This window comes from Deefgea piscis, assembly GCF_019665785.1.
Lineage (GTDB): Bacteria > Pseudomonadota > Gammaproteobacteria > Burkholderiales > Chitinibacteraceae > Deefgea.
Window position 1 is genome coordinate 3526897 of sequence record NZ_CP081149.1, and the last position, 12461, is coordinate 3539357.

11 protein-coding genes are annotated in these 12461 nt (G+C 49.3%); all 11 read right to left on the reverse strand.

Annotated features, from left to right (window positions below):
* Window positions 1-20: 20 nt before the first annotated feature.
* Entirely contained in the window at window positions 21-2189 is a 2169-nt protein-coding gene (locus tag K4H25_RS16595) for a chemotaxis protein CheA (protein WP_221021446.1), read from the reverse strand.
* The gene (locus tag K4H25_RS16600; protein ID WP_221021447.1) at window positions 2182-2472 is read right to left on the reverse strand and encodes an STAS domain-containing protein; all 291 of its coding nucleotides are present in this window, start codon (window positions 2470-2472) and stop codon (window positions 2182-2184) included. The genes K4H25_RS16595 and K4H25_RS16600 overlap by 8 nt, the downstream gene beginning before the upstream one ends.
* A 53-nt stretch (window positions 2473-2525) precedes the next feature.
* Entirely contained in the window at window positions 2526-2894 is a 369-nt protein-coding gene (locus K4H25_RS16605) for a response regulator (protein WP_173532482.1), read from the reverse strand.
* A gap of 250 nt (window positions 2895-3144) precedes the next feature.
* Window positions 3145-4053, reverse strand: coding sequence for an oxygen-dependent coproporphyrinogen oxidase (gene hemF, locus K4H25_RS16610; RefSeq protein ID WP_221021448.1), 909 nt, complete (start codon window positions 4051-4053; stop codon window positions 3145-3147).
* Window positions 4054-4196: 143 nt separating this feature from the next.
* Window positions 4197-4577 carry an aspartate 1-decarboxylase gene (panD, locus tag K4H25_RS16615; RefSeq protein WP_173532484.1) on the reverse strand — a complete coding sequence of 127 codons (381 nt, stop codon included), beginning with the start codon at window positions 4575-4577 and terminating at the stop codon, window positions 4197-4199.
* A 207-nt stretch (window positions 4578-4784) separates the two neighbouring features.
* Window positions 4785-5384 (reverse strand): hypothetical protein, encoded by a 600-nt coding sequence (locus K4H25_RS16620; RefSeq protein ID WP_221021449.1) that lies wholly within the window; start codon window positions 5382-5384, stop codon window positions 4785-4787.
* Between the two features lie 232 nt (window positions 5385-5616).
* Entirely contained in the window at window positions 5617-7476 is a 1860-nt protein-coding gene (locus K4H25_RS16625) for a ribonuclease catalytic domain-containing protein (RefSeq protein WP_221021450.1), read from the reverse strand.
* Window positions 7477-7584: 108 nt separating this feature from the next.
* The gene (gene prfA / locus K4H25_RS16630; RefSeq protein WP_221021451.1) at window positions 7585-8661 is read right to left on the reverse strand and encodes a peptide chain release factor 1; all 1077 of its coding nucleotides are present in this window, start codon (window positions 8659-8661) and stop codon (window positions 7585-7587) included.
* Between the two features lie 269 nt (window positions 8662-8930).
* The gene (hemA, locus tag K4H25_RS16635; protein WP_221021452.1) at window positions 8931-10184 is read right to left on the reverse strand and encodes a glutamyl-tRNA reductase; all 1254 of its coding nucleotides are present in this window, start codon (window positions 10182-10184) and stop codon (window positions 8931-8933) included.
* A gap of 80 nt (window positions 10185-10264) precedes the next feature.
* On the reverse strand, window positions 10265-12028 hold the full coding sequence (feoB, locus tag K4H25_RS16640) for a ferrous iron transport protein B (RefSeq protein ID WP_221021453.1): 1764 nt from the start codon (window positions 12026-12028) through the stop codon (window positions 10265-10267).
* A complete protein-coding gene (locus K4H25_RS16645; RefSeq protein ID WP_221021454.1) occupies window positions 12025-12294 on the reverse strand; it encodes a FeoA family protein in 270 nt (89 codons plus the stop codon). Before K4H25_RS16645 ends, feoB begins: the two co-directional genes overlap by 4 nt.
* Window positions 12295-12461: the final 167 nt, after the last annotated feature.

Below are 12461 nucleotides of genomic sequence, written 5' to 3' on the forward strand. Positions count from 1 at the left end.
TGCGCTTGCCGCAAACACAATCAAAATGCCAAATGGTTATGGTTGTGGTTATGTATTGCTGACCGAGTGGCCAATTCATGATTAAAACTAAAAATCTCAGCATCGCGCAGCGTGACATGCTGAACCAACTCACTGACATCTAAAATCAATGCCACTTGCCCATTACCTAAAATCGTCGAGCCACCAATGGCTTTTAAATGCTGAAATAAAGTTCCTAAAGGCTTAATTACCGTTTGAAACTCACCCAATAAAGCATCCACCACTAAACCGACTTTTCTTTCATTGGCGCGAATCACCACCACATTCGCTCGCTCAGTTTCTTGATCACTCGACTCCAATTCAAGAAATTGAGATAAGCGCAATAAAGGCAATAATTCACCACGTAGATTTAAATGATCCAAACTACCGTCAATTTTTAATTCATCGGGTAATTCAATACATTCGATGACTGATTCCAATGGCACCACATACGTGGCATTGCTGCTGCGAACCAAAAAGCCATCAATAATCGCCAAAGTGAGCGGTAATCGAATGCGCAATACCGTACCCACACCAACATCCGAATCAACCATCACATGACCACGTAGCGCATCGATGCTTTTTTTCACCACATCCATGCCGACCCCGCGCCCTGATAAATTGGTCACTTGATCAGCGGTTGAAAAACCCGGCTCAAAAATCAGGCTGAATATTTCTTGCTCAGAGAGTTGTGCTTCGGCGCTGACCAAGCCGCGCTCAACCGCTTTAGCTAGGATTTTGTCGCGGCGTAAGCCGGCGCCGTCATCACTCACCTCGATCATGACGCTGCCAGATTCGTGATACGCATTCAGATAAACAGTGCCATGTATTGGCTTGCCGGCCTTGATTCTTACCTCTTTGGACTCAATACCATGGTCCATGGCATTCCTAACGATGTGCATTAATGGATCAGAAAGCTTTTCAATCATCGATTTATCGAGCTCGGTTTCCGCGCCAGTGACTTCCAAATGAATGTCTTTACCCAATTCTTTGGCCACATCTCGCACCACGCGAGGAAAGCGCTGAAACACTTCACCAATTTGCGCCATCCGCATCGACAACACACCGGCGCGAATTTGCTCGATCAGATTACTCATGCTCAAGCTCCATTCTTGCAAAGCCATCGCACCGTTTTGACTCGCCAGCAAATTACCTGCGGCACCCGAAATCACCAATTCACCGACTAAATTAATCAAACTATCGAGCTTTTCCGCCTCCACTCGCAAAAAGGTGGTTTCACCGGTTTTCTCGGTTTTAACTTTTTTACCGCCCCCTTGCTGCGCCGTGGTTTCCAGTGCAGGGCGACTAGGCGCCTCGTCCACGGGCGCTGGTTTTTCTATCGCTAGCGGAGCGAGCCCTAATTCAACCCACGCCGCATTGATTTTTTCCCACACCTCAGGCTGAATTTGCCCAGTTTGTTGCTGCAAAAACTCGTGCGCCTCGGCCAATGGGCTAATCAAAACCAGGCTGTCTTCACGCACAAACTCAAATACATCATGTAAGGCGGCGACCGTGGTGTTACCTTCAAAGCGCAGCGCAAACTGCAGATAATTATGCTCAGGGTCAAAATCAGCAGCGTTTAGCTGCGTATCGATTAATGGTAATACCTTTTCAATCCGACCTTGCCGAGTCAGAAAGCGAAGAAAACTAGCCGGATCCAAACCATGACGCAGTAAATCAGGACCAAAACCCAGAAAGATTAACCAGCTCAACGAACTGGATTCACAAGTAACGAACTCAATTTGCGCTTCTTTCACGATCGGCGCGGACGTCGCGATCAGCACTGTTTTAGCCACTTGATAGCACTGTAATTCAGTTAATAATGCAGTGCGATCTTCAATAGATGGGATAATTTTCGCATTACTAATGGCATCGACCATGGTTTGCACATAGTCACGACAACGCAGCATGACACTGACTAAAGCTTCATCGAGCTCAATGCTACCTTTTCGCAATAAATCGAGTACGTTCTCAACTTCGTGGGTAAATTTAACGATGTCATCGAGCGCAAATAATCCCGCCGAGCCTTTAATGGTATGCATCGTGCGAAACAGCGCATTGAGCAAATCCATATTGCCTTGGGCATTTTCAGCGTCGAGTAAAATATGCTCCATTTGCTGCAATAGCTGATTGGCTTCATCAATGAATGCCTGTAGTCCTTCATCATCCATTGAGCATCTCCTGATTGGACGCGAATAGGTGATCGCTTAAACCCAGCAAGCTCAGTAGTTCTACCAATTGTGCAGTCGGTTGCAACAACTGCAGTGGCTGCTGTTGGCGCTCAGCCTCTTGCTTGACCCAAAGTAGTAACTGCACAAAAGCGCAATCGCATTCTTGAATCTGCTGTAAAGACAAAGACAAACCTTTGCTTTCATTCATGATCGATTTGAGTTGCTGATAAGTGTCACGCACTTGGTAGATGGTTTGTTCGCCGTTCAAAATAAGTTCAGTCATTGCTGATACACCATTTTGGTTTTATCGAGGGTCACGCCAATTTAAAACGACATTTAAGGCAAAATGAGTTTTTGCACCGCCTCGAGCATTTGTGCGGGTTGAAATGGCTTGACCACCCAAGCTTTAACGCCAGCAGCACGGCCTTCATTTTTAAGTGTTTCACCCGACTCGGTGGTTAACATAATCACCGGCGTAAAACGATAATTGGCCAACTGTTTCGCGGCCTTAACAAAACTAATCCCATCCATATTCGGCATATTGACATCCGAAATAATCAGGTTGTATTTACGGCCATCGAGCTTAGAGAGCGCATCACGACCATCGCAGGCATCTACGACGTCATAACCGGCTTTTTTCAGCGCCATACCGACGGTTTGTCGCATGCTCGATGAGTCATCAACAATTAAAATGGTCTTCGCCATGCGATACCCTTTGCCTAAAGTGCCACTAACTCGGGAGTTGATACACAGCTATCAAATTAGCTTACTTTTTGCTTATCGCAAGCTGAAACACAAACCACAAATAATCTGAGGTTTTTCGACTTAAAGAGCAAAATAGGCGGGGCAACAACAAGAGAATGCGACAGCAAGCCGCAAGCAGATCAAACGACGAAGGGACGCAATCGTGCGTCCTCGGAGAGATAGGCGGGAAGCAGTGTCCCGCCATTTTGATTTATGCCAGCCAGTGCTGAATCGGTAAAAAATCGCTTAATAAGGCGGCTTCTGGCGAGCCCGCTTCAGGATGATAATCATAACGCCACGCCGCCATGGGTGGCATCGACATTAAAATTGATTCGGTGCGGCCACCCGACTGCAAGCCAAATAAAGTGCCACGATCCCAAACCAGATTAAATTCAACATAACGGCCACGGCGATAAGCTTGCCAATCGCGTTCACGCTGGCCGTATTCCAAATCACGGCGACGCGCCACAATCGGCGTGTAGGCTGGTAAAAAGGCGTCGCCCACCGATTGCATCATGGCAAAGCTTTGCGCAAAGCCCAGCTCAGAAAAATCATCAAAGAAAATCCCACCAATGCCGCGTGCTTCTTGACGATGTTTTAAATAAAAATACCGGTCACACCAATCTTTAAAACGTGGGTATAAATCGCTGCCAAAGTCCGCTAACGCTTGATGACACGTTTGATGAAAATGCGACGCATCTTCGCGGTGGCCATAATACGGCGTTAAATCCATACCACCACCAAACCAAAATACCGGCTCAGCGTCACTACCTGCAGCTGGCTGCGCGATAAAAAACCGCACATTCATATGCACCGTTGGAATATACGGATTACGCGGATGGAGCACCAATGAAACGCCCATTGCCTCCCAAGCACAGCCAGCAAGTTCGGGCCGATGCGCGCTGGCTGACGGCGGTAAAGTTGCGCCCAATACATGCGAGAAATTCACGCCACCACGCTCAAAAACCGCGCCGTTTTCGATCACTCGGCTAATGCCGCCACCCCCTTCTGGGCGCTGCCAACGATCGGTTTGAAAACAGCAGCCATCGATGTTTTCTAATGTCGCTACGATATTTTGTTGCAACGTCAGTAGGTATTCTTTTACTGCAGTGATATTCATTCCATCATTCCTTCATTGAGCTGACGAGCATTATTATTTAGCAAAACAAGCACATAAAAAAATCCCCTTTGGCAACACCGGCTAAAGGGGATTGGGCCATGAAAGGCAAGTCGGCAGCGATTTAGTCCGCGGCCAAATTGCGATCAAAGCTGCTGCGTTGGAATCGCATTTTTGCTATGCGTCATTTGATTATTGTTATCAACATAAATCAACGATGGTTTATGGTCAGCCAATTCGCTGTCGTCGTAATCGGCAAAAGTTGCAATGATCAATAAATCACCCACTTGTGCATGGCGTGCTGCAGAGCCATTCACTGAAATAATCCCCGAACCACGTTGGCCTTTAATGGCATACGTCGAGAAGCGTGAGCCGTTATTGATATTCCAAATATCAATGGCTTCATATTCACGAATGTTGGCGGCATCGAGTAGATTTTCATCAATCGCGCACGAACCTTCATAATGCAGTTCGGCGTGCGTTGCCGTTACACGGTGCAGTTTGGATTTGAGCATATTGCGTTGCATGGTTTTCTCCCGCGCTGCAGGTCATACCGAAAGGGTGGACCAAGTGCCCTAAACAGAGCGTTCACTTAAGCGCATTTCAAATAGGGCTCGATTATAAATTGCATTGGCGAAAATGCCCAATGTAAGTAGTAAAGCAAAAACTTTCTGATCGCCCTGTCTCACGCTGCCCCACTGATGGTCTGACAGTGACTGAGCGCCCAGAATCAATTAGGCTTTGGCGCGATAAATCAAACAACCATCGAGCAAAAATTCACCTTCGCCCACTTGAGCGTTGGGGGCGATGCGTTCAAAGTCAAACCGTTGTCCATCGAGTAACAACCAAGCCGGAATCGCTTTTTCATTAAAACGCCCTAGCGCCTCTTCGGAACGCACGATATCGCGAGCTTTCACTTGTGCGCTTCTGGCTTGCTGGCGGGCGATTTCGGCGGCGTCTTCCATCGCATCACGCACTTCAGGCAATGGCGTAATACCGCCACGATTGAACGTAGCTTGAGCGCTCACTTCACCTTTTTGCACCGGCAAAGCGCGTAAATACAAATTAAATAGCACACGCGGCAAAACCACCCGCTTAACTTGTTTATCGGGGTTAATCACACACGCCACGCCAAAGTTTTCGCTGCACTTTGGGCACTGCGCTGTCGCGGCAATGGCAATATGGTTTTCTACCAAACGCGCAATGCCATTCATTTGTTTGGCGTCGAGCATCGTGCCACAACGAACACAGGGCTTAGAGAATTGCTTTACTTGATTACCATTGGCAAACTTCAACGGTAAAAAATCACTGAGCCGGCGGTTAGGCTGCATCATTATTCCTTGTGAGTAGGCGTTTAATTCTTAAACGCGGCCACGAAATTCATGTATTCCAAATCATCAACGCCGCGATCATTCACGGCACTGAAGTCAATTTAACAGTACTCGTGCAAAAGTTTGATGGCAAGTAATAGAAAGCCCATCAAATATTATTGTAAAGCGACCACCCGTTTGGGCCTAATCAGCGCAAACGGCAGAGCGAGCCTGATGCTCGCTCGGTGACTGCGCCTTACATTCTTGCCACACGCATCTCGACGGCTAATTCAAGATAATCAATATTTAGACGTTGCAAGGCGACGGTAGTTCCTGCTGGCAATTCAGGCAAACCACCAACACGCAATACCAAAGGCATGCCGTCAATACGCACCAGATTTTCTTTAATCACTTGCGCGTTAAAGTCTTTCAGGTTTTCTTGCTCCATGTAACGCAAGCACCAGTAGCGCTCCATCTTATCTTGGAATTCAGCGTAAGCGGCATAAGCGGCGTCAAATGACGAAATCGCGGTGAATAATTCAGCGTCATTTTTTTGGTAACGCGGTTTTTCGCCGCGCAGCATGGCCACTAATTGCTGTTGATTAATGTAATCCACGGCACGGCGTAGCGGCGAGCTCGACCACATATAGCATTCAACGCCAAGGCCAGCATGCGCTGTAGCTTGCGTCGACAAGCGCACGCGGCCACCGCCTTGCGAGCGATAAATACCGGCGATTTGCGCATCGCGCAGCGCTTTACCCCATTGGCTATTGACCAAAATCATCAGCTCGGCGACGAGTTTATCCATCGGCGCGCCGCGTTTACGTGGCACGATGCGAACTTTTTCATTCTCTACGCCATCTACCACATCGCGGTCGATATAAAAGTTGTAATCCATCCGCGTTTGCTGCGGCTGATCAGCCTTACCGCGACGGCCTTCGAGCGCACCGGCGAAATGCCACAGGAAGTTCAGCTCGTCTTTCCACGGATAATCTGGCCCGTCTTGACCGGCAGTTTCTTCGTTAAAATACGGCTCGATATCATGGTGGCGCAAGTTCGCCACCACCGGCACACGTTCAATCACTGAGCGGTAGCTCAAAATATCAAAGCCGAGTGATACTTCCAAATACATCGATACCGCTGGGCGCGCCGCGCCTTCTTCTAGCGTGAATACATCCACCGCGTCGTCGGGCAACATGGTGATTTTGTCGCCGGGGAAATACACCGTCGACAGGCGATCGAGCACCACTTGATCGAGCGCAGAGCCTGGCGCAATACCCAGCACTGGCGCGGCAATATGGATGCCGACTTGCCAGTTGCCGTTTTTCAATTTCTGCAGACTGAAGGCGTCGTCGATCTCGGTCGTCGTTGCGTCGTCAATCGAGAATGCTTTCACGTCGGCAATGGGTAAATCTTCCGGTGCCGTCACCGGCTCAAATTCAGCAAAACCGCGGCCTTTGGGGAAATGCTCCACCAAAAAACCATCAAGGAAATATTGCGCAATATTGGGAATCGCACCGACTTTATCCAGTAAACGCAAAGTCGATGTTTGCGCGCTTTCCGCCGCTTGCGCCAAGGCTTTGTATTCCAAACCGTTTTTGTCTGGGCGATGTATTAGCTTAGAGAGGATAGGCTTAAAGGCTTCTGGCAAGATACCTGCTAGTAATTCGGCTTGCCATGCCGCCATTTGCTCGGCTTCACGCTGTTTACGCTCTAAACCGGCGAGCGCCGCTTTGAGGTTTTCTTCTGGCGCGGCTTTATAGTTCCCGCGACCTTTACGATAAAAGTACATCGGCGCAGCGTGCAGTGCGATCGCGGCGGCCGCTTGCTGAATTAAGCTTGGATTTTTACCAAAATACTCTGCGGCAATCGCGGCAAAATTAAGCTCGTCGCCACCGCAACATTCCCACAATAAAGTCACATCAACGTCGGCCGCTTCGCTTTGCGCGGCTTTGAAAAAGTCATCCAAACCGACTTTATCGAACTTGAGCAAGACATTGGCGGCCTTGATTTTGCTGCGTTTACCGCGGGTATCTTCGACTTGCAAACTCGCTGGCTGCTCGTCTTGGATCGTCGCAACCTTAAAGCTGCCATCTTCTTCGTAAAATACGTTCATTTATATTCCAACTTTAAAATCTGACGCAAAGACACAGAGGCACAGAGAAAACCATTTAAATTGTTTTTCCTCTGCGCCTTTGCGTCTCTGCGTTGAAAAGGTTTTGGACTAATCACTCAGCTGTGCCAGCAATTCGGCTTGGCGCTCGCTCATCAAGGCTTGGGTTAGCTCAGTTAAATCGCCATCCATGATGTAATCGAGCTTGTATAAGGTCAGATTAATACGGTGATCGGTCATCCGGCCTTGCGGATAATTATACGTGCGGATGCGCTCCGAGCGGTCGCCCGAGCCGATTAACGATTTACGTTCTGCGGCCTCTTTGGCGTTGATTTCTTGCATTTGCGCGTCTTTAATTCGCGCCGACAACACCGCTAATGCCCGGGCTTTATTTTTGTGCTGTGAGCGATCGTCTTGGCACTCAACAATAATACCGGTAGGAATATGCACCACGCGCACTGCCGAGTCGGTTTTATTAATATGCTGACCACCAGCCCCGCTAGCGCGGTAAGTATCAATACGCAAATCGGCAGGATTGATGTTGATTTCTTCCATCTCATCGGCTTCAGCCATCACCGCAACGGTACACGCCGACGTATGAATCCGCCCTTGCGTTTCAGTCGCTGGCACCCGCTGTACGCGGTGCGCACCCGATTCAAAACGTAAGCGCGAATACGCGCCTTGCCCAACAATGCGCGCGATAACTTCTTTGTAGCCACCGAGCTCGGACTCATTCACCGACATGATTTCAACTTGCCAGCGGTTGCGCTCGGCGTAGCGGCTATACATGCGGAACAAATCAGCAGCAAACAACGCCGCTTCATCGCCACCCGTACCGGCGCGAATTTCGAGGAAAATATTGCGCTCGTCGTTAGGATCTTTAGGCAAAAGCGCAGTCTGCAAATCATAATCGAGTTGCTCTAGGCGCACTTTGCCGTCTTTGATTTCTTCCGCGGCCAATTCAGCCATTTCCGGATCAGACAACATCGCCTCAGCATCGGCCAAATTGGCATTGATGCGATTAAATTCGTGCCACAACTCAACCACCGGGGTGATATCGCTGTATTCACGGTTTAATTTGCGATATTGGTCCATATCGCGAGTGGCTTCTTCAGACGCCAATAAGGCGCTAACTTCTTCTAAACGATCAGCCAATTGCGATAATTTGGCTTGAATTGATGGTTTCATGCTGTTTCCATAAGGCGAGCTGCAAGCAAAATTAAAACCTCGCAGAACTCAAACCAATGCTAATAATTGTGGCTGCACAATCAATAAATAGAAGGTTTATTCAGATTGTGGTGTCCGTTAAGGTAAGCCATTAAATAAGCCCATTCACGGGGAGGCAATGCCGCAGGCAGTACCTGCTGTCCAACACGACAACAAGTCAAAAAAATTAAGTATATGAATATAACCCTTAAACAATAAAAGCCATATTCATATACTCCCTAGTCCAGCGTTTAATCAATATCTTGTAATCGATATAAACGGCGAACTAAATTGACCAAGGCTTCTTGCTCATCGGGCGCAGCGCTATTGAGCGCGGACAGCGGCGTATGCAAAAACTTATTACTCATTTGCTGCGCCATTTGCTCGATCACATCACTTGGATCAGCGCCCGCTGCCAAGCGTTTTTGCGCCCGTGCCAGCTCGGTGCGTGTAATGCGATCGGAATGATCGCGTAAATCACGAATCGTTGGCACCAATGCACGGCTGGCTAACCAAGTATTAAAATCACTCAAACGCTCGCTGATAATCGCTTCGGCGCTTTCTACAGCTAATGATCGCGACGCCATCCCTTGGCGAACGACTTCGGCCAAATCGTCGACGGTGAATAAATACACATCGTTTAAATCGGCGACTTCGCTTTCTATATCACGCGGTACGGCCAAATCGACCATAAAAATCGGTCGATGGCGGCGCGCTTTTAAAGCCCGCTCGACCATGCCCTTGCCAACAATCGGTAAGGACGCGGCAGTGGACGTAACCACCACGTCAAACTCGGCCATTCTGGCGGGCAAATCGGCCAACAGCATCGCTTCGCCATTAAATTGCTGCGCTAGCGCTTGACCGCGCTCGAGCGTGCGATTGGCAATGGCGATTTTTTTGGGATTTTGTGCCGCAAAATGCGTGGCGCACAGCGCAATCATTTCACCGGCACCAATAAACAGTACTTTGCAATCGCTAATCGAAGGGAAAATACGCTCGGCTAAACGCACCGCAGCGGCGGCCATCGACACCGATGACGCGCCAATTTGGGTACGCGTGCGCACTTCTTTGGCCACTGAGAACGCCCGTTGAAACACCCCATTGAGCAAAGTCCCCAAGGTGCCGGCATCTCGCGCTAATCGTTCGGCATCTTTAAACTGGCCAACAATTTGGGTTTCACCCACCACCATCGAGTCCAAACCCGACACCACGCGATAAGCGTGCCGCGCCGCAGCTTCACCTTCATAGACATACATATGGGAGGTAATGCTATCAACGCTTTGATTTCTGTTGTCTGCAAGCCAATACATCACTTGATCGATATCGCGAGCGTGGCAATACAGCTCGGTTCGATTACAGGTGGAGACAATCGCAGCTTCAAAAACACCCTTGAGGGCGACCAAGTCGGCCAATGCCGAAGGCAACTCATCCGGATTAAAGGCCAGCCGCTCCCGTACCGCGAGCGGTGCAGTTTGATAGTTAAGGCCGAGGACGAGCAGGTTCATGAAAAAATGGCGGGTTGCAAAACCCGCCATTTTACCCTGAAAACACCCACTTCACGCCACACTAAAGGAGTAGAACGCGATTAAAAATTCAGCAGTCGCGCTGACTGGTAGAAAACAAAGGAAATCGTCCACGCTAAGCCCAAAGACCAAACCAGCGAAAACGCAGTAAATGCTGTCGATTTCGATTCTTTTTTCATCGCCGCAATCACTGAAACGCAAGGAATATACGTCAGCGTAAACAGCATAAAGCTATAGGCCGACACCGGATCAAGCGTGTGCGCGAGCTGTGTTGCCAGCGCCGTACCATCATGGCCAGTAATCACCGATAAGGCCCCGAGCACAACTTCTTTGGCAACAAAACCAAAGATCAACGCAATCGACAAGGTCGAATCAATGCCAATCGGTGACAATACCGGTTGGAAAAAATCAGACACCATCAAAGCATAACTGTGTTGTGGATTAGGAAAATTAGTCAGTAGCCACACTAACACCACGCCAATGACGATCATAGTGCTGGCTAAACGCAAAAAGTCGCGCGCCTCGCCCCAACCCCGCCGCCAGATATGGCTCATCAATGGCAAACGATAAGGCGGCAATTCCAGCGCAAACGGCTCATTGGATTGAAAGTGCGAGCGAAATAACACTGCAGTGCCCATCGCCACCAAAATGCTGATGATGTACAGCGACAACAACACCCACGGCGCATGAGCTGGACTAAACAAAGCGCCACTCAAAAACAAGAAAATCTGCAAGCGCGCTGAGCATAGCGAAAATGGAATCGTCAGCATCGTCAGTAAACGCGCTTTGTGATCGCGAATCACCCGCGTACCCATAATCGCCGGCACATTGCAGCCAAAGCCCATCATCAGCATGACAAAACCACGGCCATCGAGCCCCATTCGGCTCATGATGCCATCCATCATAAAAGCGGCGCGGGCAAAATAACCGGAGTCTTCAATCACCGACATTAAGCAGAAAAACAAGAAAATAATCGGTGCAAAAGTCAGTACCGTAGTCACGCCATCAAACACGCCATTGACAATCAAGCCTTGCCAAAAGGCCGGCAGCGATTGCGTAGCAGGCAATAAAAAGGCTTCTTTAAGCCAAATCAAACCCGCTTCCAGCGTGTCTTGTAACGGCGTACCGATGGCGTATGTGAGTTGGAACAAGCCAAACATCACCACAATAAACAGCGGTAAACCCAGCCACGGGTGTAGCACAAAGCGATCGACTTGCGCCGTCGTGTCCAGCGCCAGCGTGGGCGGCTGCTGCACCGCAGCTTGAAACAGGCGTTTTTCTTGCGCATGCATGGCGCTAGCCGCAGGGACATTGGCTAAATTAAGCTGCACACTGGGTTGCGACATCAGTTGATTTAATTGCTGCTTGGCTTCATTGAGGCCCGCGCCCAATTTAGCGCTAATTAATTGCACTGAGCAGCCCAATTCCTTGGCCAGCAAAGCGCAATCAATCGAGATACCAGCGCGCTTGGCTTCATCTTGCATATTGAGGCAAATCAGCAGTGGCGCCCCCAAGGCTTTGAGCTGCAATGCCAGCGCCAATTGGCGATCGAGTTGCGTGGCATTGAGTACCAGCACAATGGCGTCGAGCTTGGCTTCAGCCAAAAAACGCTGCGCCACATGTTCGTCCTCAGCACCACCGACTAAATCGTAAATCCCCGGCAAATCAAAAATTTGCACCATATTGGCGCCGAGCAAAATTCGGCTGGAAGCCAACTCAACAGTTAAGCCCGGCCAATTGGCCACGCGCGCGGTGCCGCCAGTGAGGCGATTAAATAACGTCGATTTTCCAGTATTGGGCATCCCAACCAGGGCCACCCGCTTCATGCTAAAACCTCAGTCTGAGCCAGCACGACCACACTCGACGCAATCGGCAGCACCTGAATCAGCGCGGCATCAGCACGGCGCAACATAAATTCAGTATTGCCTACCCGCAAATGTAAAGGTCCACCCAGCCAACCGCGGCGAATCACCGTGACTTCACTGTGCTCACGCAAACCCAGCGCCGATAACCGTGGCAGCAAATCAACATCGGTACTGATGGCATGTACCAGAGCACGTTGGTTTAAATCTAGCTGAGAGAGAGCACGCATAGTCGCCAATCCGCAATGAGAATGATTCATAATATCACACTATATTGCTGATTTCTCGTTGATGCCGATCAACAAAGCACGATTCAAAATCCTCTCGCAACAAAAAATAAAGCGAAATGAAGCCTCGCTTTATCGCCAGAATCAATCACGCTTTACGCAGCCATCGG